The organism is Saccharothrix deserti (genome assembly GCF_009769385.1).
Classification (GTDB): Bacteria; Actinomycetota; Actinomycetes; order Mycobacteriales; family Pseudonocardiaceae; genus Actinosynnema; species Actinosynnema deserti.
The window spans coordinates 198,888-213,494 of sequence record NZ_VKAB01000022.1 but is presented as its reverse complement, the minus strand read 5'-3'; the positions used below and the strand labels follow the sequence as shown (position 1 = coordinate 213,494).

Below are 14,607 nucleotides of genomic sequence, written 5' to 3'. Positions count from 1 at the left end.
GGATGCGTCGGCCTGACCATCTACGCGGTTCTCCGCGAACTGCAACAACTCCTCACCGCCATGGCCGGCGCGTGCCACACCTGCAAACGCCCCTTCCCTTGACACACAACGACCTAACAAAGTACTACTAGTCGCCCGCGGTAAAGATCCGCACATCGCACGCGTCGAGGTGCACGTGCCGGCCGGCGCCGACCGCATCGCCGGACAGCACGTCGGTCAGGTCGCGCGGCGCCCGGACCTCGGTGGGCAGCGGGCTCCAGTTGTGGACGACGTGCACGCGACGGCCGTCCGGTGACGTCCCGGTGGTCGCGGTGGCGGAGGCGGGCAGGTCGGTCCAGCCGCTGACGGGGGAGGGAGCGAGCCAGGTGGCCAGCGACCGGGCCAGATCGCGTCCGGGCACCGTGCCGACGCAGGTGACGCGGCCGGCGCCGTGGCGGCGGGTGGTGACGGCGGGCCAGCGGCCGAAGTGCGGGTGGTCGTACTCGGCGAGCACGTCCGCGTCCACCGTGGTCAGGCCTTCCAGCCACCGCGTCGCGGTCGCGTCGGCGGTGAGGTCGAGCGGGCTGTCAGGCGCGGCGCGGACCGGCAGCGGGGTGGCCAGGTTGCTGAACTCGTCGTACCACGCGCCCGCGGCTTCGACGAGCCGCGGCGGGGCGGGCTCGGGTCGTGCGCGCGCTTCGTGGTCCGCGTAGCCGGTCCGGGGACCGAGGACGAGGTGGCCACCGGCGTGCGCGTAGGCGGCGAGCCAGTCGAGCGTCGCGTCGTCGGCCATGTACAGGCCGGCGGCGATCAGCACCGGGTGGCGTCCCACCGCGGCCTCGGGCGTGAAGCGCTGGTGCAGTTGGCGGGCGTGGATGATGCGCGCCTGTCGGCCCGCCTCGAAGACGCCGCGGTAGAACGAGTCGAAGATGCGGTGGTACGAGGAGTGATCCGGACTGCCGTCCGCGGTCCCCAACGGCGGGTACTTCTGCATCAGCCACTTGTTCGGCATCGAGTAGACCAGCGCGATGTCGGCGTCCGGCTCGATCCCGGCCACCAGGGCGCCGGCGGTGTCGAACTCGGCGCCGAGGCGGGCGATCTCGGCGTAGACCCGGCCGGGACGACCGCTGTGCGGCAGGACGCCGCCCCAGTGGGTCTCCGCGCCGAAGTGCAGCGTGTGCCAGTGCCAGTACTCCACCATCCGCGCGCCGCGCGAGACCAGTGCCCAGGCCGCCTGCCGCCACTGCCCGTCGTAGCCCGGTCGGTTGTCCGACGTGCCGCCGACCGCCTGTGCGTTGGTCTCGGTGATCAGGAACGGCTCCTGGCGGGAGGAGAAGACGCGGTCCGCGTTCTCGTAGAGCGCCCACACGCCGGTGGTCTTCCAGTGCTGCTGTTCGTGGTCGTCGGGTGTCGGGTCGGGCAGCAGGAGGCCGTCCTGCATGTCGTAGTACGGGTTGCCCGCGGTGACGTCCAGCGCGTCGGTGAGTTCGTCGTCCTCGAACGCCGGGTGGCCGTAGGAGATGCACGTGGTGACGAACTGCTCGGGGCCTGCGTACTCCCGCACGATGTCCGTCTGCCAGGCGACGAACTCGGTGGTCTGGCGCGCCTGGAACGCCCGCCAGGCGACGTCGTACTGCGGCTGCGCGTTGTTGTCCGGCGTCCAGAGGTCGGCCCAGGTGGACAGGCGGTGCGACCAGTAGACCAGGCCCCACTCCTGGTTGAGGGCCTCCACGGTCCCGTACCGCTCGCGCAGGTGGTCCACGAACCGCTGGAAGAGGCCGTGGTTGTGCGGCAGTCGCAGGCCCGGTTCGTTGTCCACCTGGAAACCGATGACGGCGGGGTGCGAGGCATACCGGGCGAGGATCTCGCGGGTCACGCGTTCGGCGTGGAAGCGGAACGCGGGGTGGGTGAAGTCCACCTCCTGGCGGGCACCCCAGCCGATGCGCTGCCCCGTGGCGTGCTCGGCGGCGATCTCGGGGTACTGCCTGGACAGCCACGGCGGCACCGCGTAGGTGGGCGTGCCGAGGACGACGGAGATGCCGCGCTCGTGGGCGCCGTCGAGCACCGGTTCCAACCAGTCGAGGTCGAACCGCCCGTTCTCCGGTTCCCAGGTGGACCACACCGACTCGCCGACCCGGATGACGGTGAATCGTGCCTGCGCCATCAGGTCGAGGTCTTCGTTCAACCGGTCGTAAGGCTGGTACTCGTGGTAGTAGGCGGCGCCGAACAGGACGCGCGGGGGCAGGGTGGCCATGGCGGTCAGCCTCCGAAAACCGTGCTGGGTGGCCCGGCGACCGGAGTCCGGTGTGGACTCCGGTCGCCGGGACCGGTCAGGACGTCGTGCCGGTCACCGATGTGCCCGACTTGGTCACGTGGTAGGTCACGGTGGCGCCGCTCCAGAAGTGGAACGTCAGCGTCACCGGTGCGTCGTCGCGGACCGCGTCGAAGAACGCGGAGGGCAGGGTGATGGTCTCGGCGGTGTAGTCCGGCCAGACGTTCACCCGGAACTCCTTGAACGAGGTCCAGTCCGCCGGACCGGCGTTGCTGCCGTCCGCGTACTTGGCCTCCATCGTCGCGAGCACGTCACCCCGGAACCGCGTCGGGACGGTGAGGGAGTTGCCGGTGCCACTCGCGTCCGACAACACCGGCCGGTCATTGGTGATCACCTTGATCGACCAGGGGACCCCGCGCGAGAACCTGGCTTGGATCGTGGCGTTGACGCCGTAGGCGCGGTCGCCGACCAGCCTGGTCACCGCTGCCGCGGTGAGCGTGACCTGGTTGCCGGACACGGTGTAGTCGCGGCCCTCGATCAGCCGGGTGTCGCCCTTCCACAGCCCTCGGAACGCGGTGCCGTTGAGGTTGAGGGTGATGGTCTGGGGCGTGATCGGAGTGGACTTCGGCACGAAGAGCAGGTCCGACGACGCGGTGCCGGACCGGGTGTGCCAGCTCGACCTCATGAGGGCGAACAGTTCCGGGTCGCGCCACACCAGGGCCCTGCGGTCGAGGAAGGCGGCCATGTCCCACAGGGCGGTGGTGACCCCGGCGACGCGTGCCTGGTGCCCCAGGGCCTCGATGTACTTCAGGACCTCGCCGCGCTCGATGATGTCGGGCCAGAGGTGGTCGTAGGCGAGCAGTCCGTACTCGCCGACGTAGACCGGGATGCCCTTGGCGACGAACGTGTCCCGCATTCGGGCGAACACGTCGACCATGTCCTTCTCGACCGTGGCGTCGAAGCGGGTGAAGCCCATGATGTTCACGCTGAACGGCCAGTAGCTGTAGTAGTGCACGGTCGCGACCAGGTTGGGGTCGTGCAGCGAGGTGATCGTGGCGAACAGGTCGTCCATGAGGTTCTGGTCCGGCGTGCACCAGTGCGTGGGCAGCACGAGCAGGCGCGTCGCGTTCCGGCCGCCCGACTCCCGCACGATGCCGTGGAACGAGGTGTTCAACTCGTCCAGCAGCTGCACCTTCCGGGCGGTGTCGTCGGTGTTGAAGACCGGTTCGTTGACGCTCTCGAACAGCAGCCTGCGCGACGAGTCCTTGAACCTGTCGGCGATCTGGACCCAGGTCGCGTTGAACCGGGCCAGCACGTTGTCGTGGTCGGTGGGCATGTTCGCGATCCACTGCCAGGAGTCGTGGTGGATGTTCAGCACGACGTAGAGGCCGTCGGCCAGCGCCCAGTCGACGATCTCCTGCACCCGGTCCAGGTACGCGGCGTCGATGGTGTAGGGGGCCGTGGCCGACTGGCGGTTGGACCACGTCACCGGAATCCGGACGCTGCGGAAGCCCTGCCCCCGCAGCGTGTCGAAGATGGCCTTCGTGGTGGGCGGGTTGTTCCAGGACGTCTCGTCGGGGATGGCGTCGAGGCTGTTGCCGAGGTTCCACGAGGGCTGCATCGCGGCCACGACGTCCATCGCGCTGCGTGGGACGCCGAACTCCGCGTCGGCCTGGGCAGCGGGTGTCGTGCCGGCGGCGAGGACGCCCGTGACGACCAGCGCCACCGGGATGCTCACCGCCCGCCGGAGTCTGGTGCGCCAGGACGGCCGTTGTGCTCGTTCCATGTCGGTAGCCATTTCTGTCGGTGGAATCGGTTCTCCGCCGCCGACAGGGCCACCGTCGGCGGACACCGCTCAGGAGTCGAGCGGCTCGTAGTCGGACCAGTCGAAGTGGACGGCGCCCGCGGTGGCGTACATGCCGACGACCCGACCGGTGAAGCCGCCCGCCACCTCGGTGGAGAGGTAGCGGCCGTCGAGGGTGGCGAGGGTGGTGAACGTCCCGTCCGGTTCGCCGATGCCGAAGGAGACGGTGTCGGGGCCGGTGCGCGCGTCCCGGAGGTTCTTCTCCTCGTGCACGTCCACGCCCAGGACCAGCGGCCCGGCCGGTACCGCCCGGGACGCCACCACGGTCTTCAGCGAGCCGACGCGGGCGATTACCCGCACCTCGCCGGCGGTCGTCTCGATCTCGTAGTGGTGCTCCTCGTCCAGCCGCACCGCCAGACCGCCGGTTCCGCCCTCGACGTCCACGAGCGTGCGCACCTGGCAGGACGGGTGCTGCTGGCGGCGGCCGACGAACACGACGTCGAGCTCGTCCAGGGACTCGCCGCGCGCGCGGAGGGTCAGCCACCCGGCACGTTCCTTCGTCGTGCAGTGCCGCTCCTGGCGGTCGCGCAGCGAGATCCAGGACGGCTGGAGCTCCGGGAGGTCGAAGTCGTCGCGGCGCACCGCGGTCGGCCCCGGTCGCAGTGGCCAGGGCACGGTCGCCTCGGGTGCCAGCGGGCCGACGACCGGCCAGTCGTCCACCCAGGTCACGGGCGCGAGGAACGTCTCGCGGCCCAGCACGTGCCAGCCGGGGGTCCCGCCGCCCGGCCGCACGCCGAGCAGCACCATCCACCAGGAGCCGTCCGGCCCCTGCACCAGGTCCCCGTGCCCGGTGTTCTGGATCGGGTGGTCGGTGCCGCGGTGGGTCAGGACCGGGTTGGCCGGGCACGGCTCGAACGGGCCGGAGGGTGTGCGCCCACGGGCGATCGAGACGCCGTGGCCGCGTTCGGTGCCGCCTTCGGCGATGAGCAGGTACCAGTACTCGCCGATCCGGTACAGGTGCGGCGCTTCCGGGGCCTTCGCACCGGGCGCTCCGGACCAGATCCGCTGCGGTGCACCGAGCACCTGCCCGGTGTGCGGGTCGATCCGGACCTGCGACACCCCGGCGATCGTGCACCAGCACGTGCCGTCGGAGTCCCAGGTGAGGTCCGGGTCGATGCCGGGCAGGTCGGGCAGCAGGATCGGGTCCGACCACGGTCCGGCGGGATCGGTGGCGGTGACCAGGAGGTTGCCGTCGCCGCTCACGTTGGTGGTGATCAGCCAGAACCGGCCGTCGTGGTGGCGCAGGGTCGGCGCGTAGACACCGGCGGACGACGGCGAGTCGAGCGGGAGGCGAAGCTGCTCCGGCCGGTCCAGGACGTTGCCGATCTGCGTCCAGTGCACCAGGTCGCGGCTGTGGAAGATCGGCACGCCGGGGAAGTACTCGAAGCTGGAGCAGACGAGGTAGTAGTCCTCGCCGACGCGGCAGACGCTCGGATCGGGGTGGAAGCCCGCGATCACCGGGTTGGCGAACGTGCTGGGGTTCGGTGACATCCCATCAGGCCCTTCGTGGTTGGGGCGCGCTCCAGCGCTCCAGCGCACCGGTGCGGCACGGCGCACGGTGTGATCGACGGGGTTCGGTGACGGTCAGGGCATCCGGAGCACGGCACAGCCGTGGGGCGGCAGCTCGGTCAGCGGCCCACCGGTGAGCAGGTCGTGTGCGGTCTGGGGGAGCGGGACGGTGTCACCGCCGTGGTTGAGCAGGAACTGCCAGCCGCCGCGCGTGACGGCTTCGACGCCGGGCGGCCACTCGGTGACCACACCGGCTTCCTCCAGCAGGCGGCCGACCAGCTCGGCGTAGTCGGTGGTGTCGAGGACGGTGGAGAGGTACCAGCCGTGGCCGGCGCCGAAGGCGTGACGGGTGAGCGCCGGGCGTCCGGCGAGCATCCCGTGGGTGTAGGAGGCGACCGTTTCGGCGTCTTCCACGCGCATGGATTCGCTCCACAGCGTGCCTTGGGCGCCATTGGACAGCGTGATCCGTTCGTCCCGCCGCAACGGTCGCGGTTCCTCGACCCGGACACCGAGGGCTTCGCGCAGCGCCGGGGCCGGGTAGCCGCCGAGGCGCGCTTGCATCCGTTCGTCGACCGCACCGCTGAAGTGCTGGACGAGCAGCGTGCCGCCCTCGGCGACGTAACGGCTCAGGTTCGCCGCCCCCGCGTCGGACAGCAGGAACAGGGCAGGGGCGAGGACGAGCCGGTACCGGCCGAGGTCGTGCTCCGGGTGGGCGAAGTCGGTCACCACCCCGGCGTCCCACAACGCCCGGTGCGCGTGCCGCAGCCTCGTGTGGTAGTCGGGGTCCGGCGAAGGCAGACCGTCCACTTCGGACGCCCACCAGGCATCGGCGTCGTGCAGCACGGCCACTTCGGCCGTCACGGTCGACCCGGCCACCTCCGCGAGCCGGGCGACGGCCTCGCCGACCTCCGTCACCTCCCGGAAGATCCGGCTGTCCGGCCCGGCGTGCGGCACGATCGCCGAGTGCCACGTCTCGGCGCCCGCCTTCGACTGGCGCCACTGGAAGAACAGCGCGCCGTCCGAGCCGCGCGCGATGTGGCCGAGCGTGTGCCGCAGGATGTCGCCCGGGTCCTTCGGCAGCACCCGGCGTTCGGCGTAGACGGTGTTCGTGCCCTGCTCCATGAGCAACCACGGTCGGCCGCCGCCGAACGAACGGGCGCGGTCCGCGCCGAACGCCGTGTCCGCCGCGGCGTCGAGGCCCGGCCGGTCCGGGTAGTGGTCGATGGTCACGAAGTCCAGTTCGCGGCCGAACGCCCACAGGTCGAGGTTCTGGTAGCCGGGCAGCATCAGGTTGGTGGTCACCGGGCGGTCGCTGTGGGCGCGGATCGCGTCGCGTTGCTCCCGGTAGGCGGCGAGGGCCAGGTCGGACCCGAAGCGGCGGAAGTCCAGCGTCTGCCCGGGGTTGTGGTGCCACTGCGTGGCGCGCGGCGGCAGGACGTCGTCCCACGAGGTGTAGCGCTGGCTCCAGAACGCCGTGCCCCACGCCTCGTTCAGCGCGTCCAGCGTGCCGTGCCGGTCGCGCAGCCAGTCGCGGAACGCGGCGGCGGCGTGGTCGCACCAGCAGAGCGTGGCGTACTCGTTGTGCACGTGCCACAGCGCGACCGCGGGGTGCCGGCCGTAGCGCTCGGCCAGGGCGGAGGCGATGCGGCGGGCCGCGTCGCGGTAGGCCGGTGCGGCGAGGCAGTAGGTGTCGCGGCTGCCGTGGACGAGTTGGACGCCGTCGGGGGTCACCGGCAGCGCGTCCGGGTGTGCCTTGGTGAACCACGGGGGAGGGGAAGCGGTCGGCGTGGCCAGGTCGACGGCGACACCGTTGGCGTGCAGGCGGTCGAGGTGGGCGTCGAGCCAGGCGAAGTCGTAGCGGCCTTCCTCGGGCTCCATCAGGGCCCAGGAGAACACGCCGACCGTGGCCAGGTTGACCCGCGCCCGGCGCATCAGTTCGTCGTCCTCGGCCCAGACCGGCTCGTCCCACTGCTCGGGGTTGTAGTCACCGCCGAACGCGAGACCGCCGAGCCGCTCGATCAGTTCGCGCGCCGTCATGCCTGCTCCTCGTGCAGTGGCAGCCGTGCGTCGTCGCGCACGAACAGCGGGATGCGCTCGATCGGGGCGGCGACGGTGACCGTCTGCCCGCCCACGTGCTCCTGGCCGGTCCACGCGTCGGTCCACCTGGCTCCGGCGGGCAGGTGCACCGTGCGCTCCCGGGCTCCGGCGGCGGTCACGGGCGCGACGAGCAGGTCGGGGCCGAGCAGGAACGCGTCGTCGACCTCCCACGCCCGCTCGTCGTCGGGGAACTCCAGGAACAGCGGCCGCATCGGCGGCAGACCGGTCTCCGCGGCGGCGCGCATCTGCTCCATGACGTACGGCCGCAGGCGTTCGCGCAGGCGGAGGTGGTCGACCAGGATCGGGTAGACCTCGTCGCCGTAGGACCAGACCTCGTTGGGCAGGCCCGTCATGGCCGGCTCCAGGACCTGCGAGGGGCCGCGGAAGCCGTGCAGGCGGAACAACGGGCAGAACGTCCCGTACTGGAACCACCGCACCAGCACCTCGCGGTACGCCGGGTCGTCGGGGTCGCCGCCGTGGAAGCCGCCGATGTCCGTCGTCCACCACGGGATCCCGGACATCATCACGTTCAGGCCGGCCTTGATCTGCGCGCGCAGCGTGGTGAAGTCCGTGCCGATGTCGCCGGACCACAGCGCCGCGCCGTAGCGCTGCGCGCCCGCCCAGGAGGACCGGTTGAGCGAGATGATCTCGGTCTCGTCCGCCGCGCGCAGGCCGTCGTGGACCATGCGCGCGTTCTCGCGCGGGTACAGGTTGGCCACCTCCGGACCCGGGCCCGCGTGGTAGCGCAGACCGGTCTGGTGGCCGGGTTTGAGCTCCGGCTCGGAGGCGTCGAGCCAGAAGACGGTGATGCCCAGCTCGTGGTAGCCGCGGCGGATGCGCTCCCAGACGTACCGGCGGGCCTCGGGGTTGGTGCTGTCGTAGAACGCCACCTGCGCCGAGTACGCGCCCAGGCCCTTGTCCGGCCAGTCGGCGTGGGCCACCGGCCCGTAGTCGGAGCCGATGAACAGGCCCCGGTCCGACATCGGGTGGTAGTTCTCGCTCACCGGGCTGACGGACGGCCAGACCGAGACCATGAGCTTGACGCCCATCTCGTCCAGTTCACGCACCATGCCGGCCGGGTCGGGCCACTCCGCGGGGTCGAAGCGCCACTCACCGAGGTGGGTCCAGTGGAAGAAGTCGCACACGATCACGGACAGCGGCAGGCCGCGCCGCCGGTACTCGCGGGCGACTTCCAGCAACTCCTCCTGGGTGCGGTAGCGCAGCTTGCACTGCCAGAAACCGGCCGCCCAGGCGGGCAGCTCCGGCGCGTGGCCGGTCGCGTCGGCGTAGCGGCGCAGCACGTCGGCGGGGGTGCCCGCGGTCACCCAGTAGTCGATCTGGCGGGCGCTGTCGGCCACCCACCGGGTGCCGGTCTCGGCCAGCTCCACGCGGCCTACGGCCGGCGAGTTCCACAGCAGGCCGTAGCCGCGGTCGGACACCAGCAGCGGGATGGTCACCTCGCCGTTGCGCTGCACGAGGTCGACGACCGCACCCTTCTGGTCGAACATGCCGTGGGTGTGCTGACCGAGGCCGAAGAGCCGCTCACCGGCGTAGGCGCGGAACCGCTGCTCCAGGCGGTGGTAGCCGTTGCCGGTCGGCGCCGCCGACCGCGGACCCGGCCACCAGAAGTGGGCGGGCTGCTCGGCCAGCAGCTCCGCGCCGTCCTCCGTGCGCAGGAACGTCAACCGGCCGGCCGTCGCCGGGAGGTACGGGGTGACCGAGCCGTCGGTGTCGGCGTCGACCCGCACCGTCAGCGCCCCGTTGACCAGGGTCGCGTGGTGCTCGGCGATGCCGATCTCCGGCTTGCCGCCCGGCGGGGCGTCGAGCAGCGCGCCGGGCAGGTCGTCGAGCACCGGCCCGCCAGGGGTCGCCCGAACCCGGACGGCGTCGGGTCCCCACGCCTCGATGCGCAGGGTCTCGCCGTTGGCCTGCCATTCGAGGGCGTTGCCGAGATCGCGGAAGTGCATTCGGGTGCTCCTGGCGGTGGTGAAGGTCGCCCGCGTCCGGGCCGAAGGCGGCGGGACGCGGACAAAGCCGGTGGCGGCATTCAGGACAAGCTGGAGGTCCGGCTGCGGTGCGGACCGGTGCTCTCCCGGACGGTCAGGACGGGGCGGAGCAGGACGAGCTCGTCGTCCGGCTCCTCGTCGCGGCCGGCGGCGGTGATCCGTTGCATGACCTGCTCGACGGCGACCCGACCGAGTTCCTGTGCCGGGCCGGTGACCGCCGTCAGCGCGGGCGCGTACTGCTCGGCGAGCAGTTCGGGGCACAGCGCGATCACGGAGGCGTCCTCGGGAACCGTGCGCCCGCTGATGCGCAGCAGGCTGAGCAGCGGGCCGATCGCACCCTCGTTCTGCACCACGAACCCCGTGGTGTCCGGCCGGTCGGCGAGGATGCGGGCCAGCGTGCCGGCGGTGCTCTCGTAGGTGCCCTCGCACGGCCGGTGCACGAAGCGCAGGCCTCTTTCGTCGGCGCGTTCCCGGAAGCCCATCAGGGTGCGCTCGGCGTACCCGGCGTGCCGCTGGTACACGCCCGAGCCGTACCCGATGAACGCGACCTCCCTATGGCCGAGGTCGGCCAGGTGGTCGGCGCACATCGCGCCCGCGGCCGCGAAGTCGTGGTCCACGCAGGACAACCCGCTCCGGTCGTCGGGAAGGCCGATGAGCGCGGCCTGCGTGCGCAACTCGCGCAGCACCGGGATGCGCTCGTCGTCCAACCCGACGTCCATCAGGATCACGCCGTCCGCCAGCCCGCTCACCGCGACCCGGCGCACACCCTCCGGGCCCTCGTCGTTGGTGATCAGCAGCACGTCGTAACCGTGCTGGCGGGCCGTCATGGTGACCGAGATGGCGATCTGCATCATGATCGGCACGTAGACGTCGGCACGCAGCGGCACCACCAAGGCGATTATGTGGGAGCGCTTGGCGGCCAGCGCTCTGGCGCCGGCGTTGGGGTGGTAGCCGAGTTCGGCCACCGAACGCTCGACGCGGCGCCGGGTCTCCTCGGAGATCGAGCGCTTGCCGCTGAGCACGTAGCTGACCGTGCTGGCGGACACGCCCGCGTGCCTGGCCACATCGGCGAGTGTCACCATGCGTGATGCTCCTGCTTCTTCGTGCGTTTCCGGGCCCGCTCCGGCGCCCGCGTTCGCCCAGTTTGCCGGTTCAGCCCTTGACCGCCCCGGTGAGGACGCCGGTACGGAAGTGCTTCTGCATGAACGGGTACACCAGCAGCAGAGGCACGATCGTCAACACCACCACTGCCATCTGCAACGACAGCGGCGCGGTCTGCGAGAACTGCGAGCCGAAGCCGGAGTTCACCGATCCGGGCAGCCCGTTGCCCCGGTTGACGTAGGTCAGCAGCACGTACTGGAGCGGCCACTTCTCGCTGTCGGTCGGCATGTAGAGCATCACGTTGAAGAACGAGTTCCAGTAGCCCACGCCGTAGAACAGGGCGATCACCGCGGTCACCGCCCGGGACGTCGGCAGGACGATCGACCACAGGATCCGCCAGTCACCGGCGCCGTCGATCCGCGCCGCCTCGATCAGGTCGGTCGAGGTGTCGGAGTAGAACGCCCGCAGCACCAGGATGTTGAACACCGACACCGCGCCGGGCAGGATGAGCGCCCACCACTGCCCGTAGCCGCCGAGTTCGGTGACGACCAGGAAGGTGGGGATCAGGCCGCCGCTGACGAACATCGTGAGGATCAACAGCACCAGGATGAAGCGGTGGGCCACCGAGCCGGACCGGGAGAGGCCGTAGGCGCACAGGATCGACACGACCATGGACACGGCCGTGCCGACCGCCGTGATGCCGAGGCTGACCAGCAGTGCGTTGCGCACGGTGGAGTCGCCGAGCATCACGCGGTACGCCTCGAAGGTCACGTCGGTCGGCCAGATCACCAGGCCACCCGCGCGGTTGACCGCCGCCTGCGTGGACAGGCTGGTCACCACGATGATCCACAACGGGACCAGGACGACCGCGACGACCACGCCGAGGGTCAGGCCCTTGGCGGTCTGACCGGCCGCGGTCGGCGGCTCCTCCCAGACCGGGCGTTTCGCGCGCTTCCGGTGCCGGACGGGCTTGCGACCAGTCACGTCGCGCTTTTCTTTGGTCCGTTCGATGGTCAGCGTCTCGGTCATTTCCGGTACAACCCGTCTTCGCCGAATGCGTGCGCCAGCTTGTTCGCGCCCCAGATGAGCAGGAGCGAGATGACGCTCTTGAACAACCCGGCCGCCGCGCCGTAGCTGTAGTTGTTGGTGGCGATGCCGTAGTAGAACGCGAAGGTGTCGAGCACGTCGGCCGCTTCGTGGCCGACCGCCTCCCGCTGGATCAGGAACTGCTCGAACCCGACGGTGAGCGCGTTGCCCAGGCGCAGCACCAGCATGAGCATGATGACGCCGCTCATCCCGGGCAGGGTGATGTGCCACAGCCGCCGCCACCGCCCGGCTCCGTCCACCGCGGACGACTCGTACAGATCGGTGTTGATGGCGGCGAGCGCGGCCAGGAAGACGATGATCGACCAGCCGGCTTCCTTCCAGATCGCCTGCGAGGTGATCAGCAGCACGAAGGTGTCGGGGTTGGTCATGATGTCCCAGGTGCTCATGTCGTTGCTGCGCAGGAACTGGTTGAGCAGTCCTGCACCGCCGAACATCTGCTGGAAGATCGTGATCGCGAGCACCCACGAGAAGAAGTGCGGCAGGTAGGCGATGGACTGGATGAAGTTGCGCAGCCGTTCGCTGAGCACCGAGTTCAACAGCAGGGCCAGCGCGATGGGGATCGGGAAGAACAGGATCAGCTGCACGAAGCTGAGGTACAGCGTGTTCGTCAGCGATCCCCAGAACAGCGAGTCGCCGAACAGGGTCACGAACTGGTCGAAGCCCACCCACTCGCTGTTCCACACCCCCACCAGCGGGTTGTAGTCCTGGAACGCCGTGAGCAGCCCGAACAGCGGCACGTAGTTGAACACCAGGAGCAGGGCCACGGCGGGCACGGTCATCAACAACAGCGACCGGTCCCGCCGCAGCCTGACCCGCAGGCTCAGCTTGTTCTTCCGTGCGGGCGGCTCCGTGGACACGGAACTCATTGCCCGGTGCCGTACTTCTGGAGGACGTTCTCGTCCATCCACTGGACCAGCTTGTCCCCGCCGCCGCTGGACTTCCAGGTGGTGATGGCCTCCTTCACCTCGGAGACCTTCTTCTTGCCGTGGTAGCAGTCCTTGATGGCGTCCTCGACGGCCTGTGCCGCGTCGGCGGTGGCCATCGCCCGCGGCAGGCTGATGTTCATGTTCCAGAACACCGGCTTCTGCAGGTGCTTGACGTTCGCGGCCTGCCAGGCGGTGTAGTCCTTGGTGACGACGTCCGAGCCGGGGTTGCTGATCACCGCGGGCGGCGAGGCCAGGAACGGGAAGGTCTGCGCCTGGACGTTCTTCTTGCCCTCGTCGGTGGCGGTCGGCACGCCGTTGACCATCGTGTGGTGGACGCCTTCGACACCGTAGTTGACCAGCGTGTACTCCACCGAACCGTACGGCGCGGCCAGGTAGTTCGCGACCGCCAGCAACTCCTCGATCTGCTCCGACTTCAGGTTGCTGTTGAGGTAGCTCATGATGCTGGTGGAGGGACCCATGTAGATCTGCGGCTCGCCCTTGCCGTCCGCGGTGAAGAAGTTGAAGGCGCCCCGCCGGAAGTTCGGGTTGGCGGCCGAGCCGGACTGGTGGTCGGCCGCGTTCCACGCGCCGGTGCCGCCACCGCCGATCAGCACCTTCCCGGAGTAGAAGCGCACGTTGCCGTCGGCGTTGTTGCCGGCCAACGCGTCCGGGTGCAGGTAGCCCGAGGTCGCGAGCGTGTAGTGCCACTCAAGGGCGTCCAGCAGTTCCGGCATGTCGTACTTGTGGATCAGCTTGCCGTTGTCCACCTTCCACTTGAGGGGCACGTTCCAAGCCGGGAACATGTAGGTCCACACGTCGTCGAAGGCCCACACCCCGGCCTTGGCGTCGGTCAGCTCCTTGCCCAGGTTCATCAGGTCGTCGGCGGACTTCACCTGGTCCGCGGTGATGCCCTTGGCCTCGAGGACGTCGCGGCGGAAGAACGTGGCGCCGGCGACCACGAACCCGCTGGAGAACGACGGGACGCCGTAGATCTTGTCGCCCCAGGCGCCGGCCTGCCACGCGCCCGTGGGGATGGCCGCGAGGTTGGGGTACTTCTTGATGTTGTCACCGGACAGGAAGGGCGTCAGGTCCGCGAGCTGCGACCCGGCCAGCTCACCGACGTTGAAGTTGGAGTTCCACCAGGTCGGCAGCTGGATCCAGTCCGGCAGCCGCTTGGCGGCGGTCATGGTGGGGATGATCGTGGCGTAGTTGTTGCCGTCGGCCGGCTTCATGTCCAGCGTGACGCCCAGCGCCTTGTTCATGGCCTGGTAGAACGAGTTGTCGGCGGGTGGGATCGTGCCCCACAGCGGTGTGACGGTCGTGTACTTGCCGCCCTTGCCCGGCACGCCGGATACGGTGGCGACCCGGTCCGACGGGTAGGTGAGGAAGCCGGGGTCGGTCAGGACGTTCGGGCCACCGGCGATGGACGGGATGTCCGGCTTGAGCGTCGTGCTCGGCACGTAGTTCGGCAGCGCGGCCTTGAGGGCGTCGCTGTTGGCGCCGGTTTTCTGCGGCGTGCCCCCACCGCACGCGGACAGCAGGCCCCCCGTTGCCGTGAGCCCCGCGACCGAGGCCGTGACGCTCAGGAACCTCCTGCGGTTCAGCTCAATCCCCACGACTGGCCCACCCTTCTTCATTGAAAGCGGAGTGTCGAAGCGCTTAGACGATGCCGGGAGACTAATCATGTGACCTGCGGCACGGCAAGGGGTAGTTCCTGGGTGGATACGAGCCTGCCGTCTCGATTGA

General features: G+C 70.0%; 9 protein-coding genes. All 9 read right to left on the bottom strand.

Features of this window, described 5'->3' with window-relative positions:
• Positions 1 to 127: 127 nt before the first annotated feature.
• Entirely contained in the window at positions 128 to 2,233 is a 2,106-nt protein-coding gene (locus tag FM051_RS31405) for a beta-galactosidase (protein WP_158849693.1), read from the bottom strand.
• Between the two features lie 76 nt (positions 2,234 to 2,309).
• On the bottom strand, positions 2,310 to 4,037 hold the full coding sequence (locus FM051_RS31400) for a cellulase family glycosylhydrolase (protein ID WP_158849691.1): 1,728 nt from the start codon (positions 4,035 to 4,037) through the stop codon (positions 2,310 to 2,312).
• A 69-nt stretch (positions 4,038 to 4,106) separates the two neighbouring features.
• Positions 4,107 to 5,606 carry a glycoside hydrolase family 43 protein gene (locus tag FM051_RS31395; protein ID WP_158849689.1) on the bottom strand — a complete coding sequence of 500 codons (1,500 nt, stop codon included), beginning with the start codon at positions 5,604 to 5,606 and terminating at the stop codon, positions 4,107 to 4,109.
• Positions 5,607 to 5,699: 93 nt separating this feature from the next.
• A complete protein-coding gene (locus FM051_RS31390; protein WP_158849687.1) occupies positions 5,700 to 7,661 on the bottom strand; it encodes a beta-galactosidase in 1,962 nt (653 codons plus the stop codon).
• Positions 7,658 to 9,688 carry a glycoside hydrolase family 31 protein gene (locus FM051_RS31385; protein ID WP_158849685.1) on the bottom strand — a complete coding sequence of 677 codons (2,031 nt, stop codon included), beginning with the start codon at positions 9,686 to 9,688 and terminating at the stop codon, positions 7,658 to 7,660. The genes FM051_RS31390 and FM051_RS31385 overlap by 4 nt, the downstream gene beginning before the upstream one ends.
• 80 nt (positions 9,689 to 9,768) lie before the next feature.
• Entirely contained in the window at positions 9,769 to 10,809 is a 1,041-nt protein-coding gene (locus tag FM051_RS31380) for a LacI family DNA-binding transcriptional regulator (protein ID WP_158849683.1), read from the bottom strand.
• A 70-nt stretch (positions 10,810 to 10,879) separates the two neighbouring features.
• Entirely contained in the window at positions 10,880 to 11,857 is a 978-nt protein-coding gene (locus FM051_RS31375) for a carbohydrate ABC transporter permease (RefSeq protein WP_158849681.1), read from the bottom strand.
• On the bottom strand, positions 11,854 to 12,801 hold the full coding sequence (locus FM051_RS31370) for an ABC transporter permease (RefSeq protein WP_158849679.1): 948 nt from the start codon (positions 12,799 to 12,801) through the stop codon (positions 11,854 to 11,856). The genes FM051_RS31375 and FM051_RS31370 overlap by 4 nt, the downstream gene beginning before the upstream one ends.
• Complete coding sequence (locus FM051_RS31365; RefSeq protein ID WP_158849677.1) at positions 12,798 to 14,477, bottom strand: ABC transporter substrate-binding protein; 1,680 nt, start codon at positions 14,475 to 14,477, stop codon at positions 12,798 to 12,800. Before FM051_RS31365 ends, FM051_RS31370 begins: the two co-directional genes overlap by 4 nt.
• Positions 14,478 to 14,607: the final 130 nt, after the last annotated feature.

Excerpts from the sequence above, each read along its gene's own strand:
- FM051_RS31370 (WP_158849679.1), bottom strand. The coding sequence starts at position 12,801 with ATGAGTTCCGTGTCCACGGAGCCGCCCGCACGGAAGAACAAGCTGAGC.
- FM051_RS31375 (WP_158849681.1), bottom strand. The coding sequence starts at position 11,857 with ATGACCGAGACGCTGACCATCGAACGGACCAAAGAAAAGCGCGACGTG.
- FM051_RS31395 (WP_158849689.1), bottom strand. The coding sequence starts at position 5,606 with ATGTCACCGAACCCCAGCACGTTCGCCAACCCGGTGATCGCGGGCTTC.
- FM051_RS31385 (WP_158849685.1), bottom strand. The coding sequence starts at position 9,688 with ATGCACTTCCGCGATCTCGGCAACGCCCTCGAATGGCAGGCCAACGGC.
- FM051_RS31380 (WP_158849683.1), bottom strand. The coding sequence starts at position 10,809 with ATGGTGACACTCGCCGATGTGGCCAGGCACGCGGGCGTGTCCGCCAGC.
- FM051_RS31390 (WP_158849687.1), bottom strand. The coding sequence starts at position 7,661 with ATGACGGCGCGCGAACTGATCGAGCGGCTCGGCGGTCTCGCGTTCGGC.
- FM051_RS31405 (WP_158849693.1), bottom strand. The coding sequence starts at position 2,233 with ATGGCCACCCTGCCCCCGCGCGTCCTGTTCGGCGCCGCCTACTACCAC.
- FM051_RS31400 (WP_158849691.1), bottom strand. The coding sequence starts at position 4,037 with ATGGAACGAGCACAACGGCCGTCCTGGCGCACCAGACTCCGGCGGGCG.